Origin of the sequence: Mesorhizobium sp. M7A.F.Ca.CA.001.10.2.1 (genome assembly GCF_003998575.1) — a bacterium.
Lineage (GTDB): Bacteria > Pseudomonadota > Alphaproteobacteria > Rhizobiales > Rhizobiaceae > Mesorhizobium.
Window position 1 is genome coordinate 1 of record NZ_RZQY01001178.1, and the last position, 816, is coordinate 816.

The window sequence follows — 816 nt, forward strand, 5'->3', positions numbered from 1 at the left end:
GTGGGACGCCGGGAAACCGGCACGTGTCTCGGCCCAGAGTTCGGTGGTTTCGGCCGGCCGCAGCGCTTCGCCGACAAGGGCGGCGCGAAGCGCAAGTCGCGGTTCGGCCACGCCAATCTCCTCGACGTCGCTGCGCAATACGCCGATCTTGCCGATCAGCCTGGCCAAGCCATATTGCGGGTGGCCGAGCACGGCTGGACGCGCGCCGGGCGCGGCGATTGCCTGGAACGACGCTTCGTCCAGCGTACGGTCGAGGCCGGGCAGCACGATGGCGCCGCCGGGCAGGCGCGCGATGGCGGCAAGCAGTTCGGCCGTGGCGGGTATCGAGCCGGTCGAGCCCGCGGCGATAACGGGGCCAGCGGGCGGATTGCGCAGCAGCCGCGCCGCCTCGGCGCGGATCAGCGCACTGCGATGCGCGGCCGGATTTGAGCGGTCGCTTTCCGCGAGGAATTTCGGCCAGGCTTCGGTGACGATGCCGAGGAATTCGAGGGTCACCTGCCACCACCCGGCAAGGTTGCCGGTCACCAGATCGGTGAGCTTGGCCCAGTCCGTTCCTTCCGTCTCGATCTCGTCCATCAGCCGGGCGAGATCGCGCGCCAGCCAGATCGCGTCGGCGGTGGAAGCCGGGATGACGATCTCCTCGGCGAAAAGGGCGGCGACATGCGCCGGCAGCCGGCGTTTCCAGGCGCGCACCAACGGCGTCAGCAGCAACAGGCGTTCGATCGCGGCGATCGGCGGCGCGAGATCTATGGCCGCCGATGCCTCGGTCTCGAATGCGGCCTCATCCTCGTCGAACTCGCCCAGTGGCCGGATGAC

1 pseudogene is annotated in these 816 nt (G+C 69.6%); it reads right to left on the reverse strand.

Going from position 1 to position 816, the window contains the following annotated elements:
• A pseudogene (locus EN964_RS35980) lies at positions 1 to 816 on the reverse strand (double-strand break repair protein AddB); the annotation flags it as partial.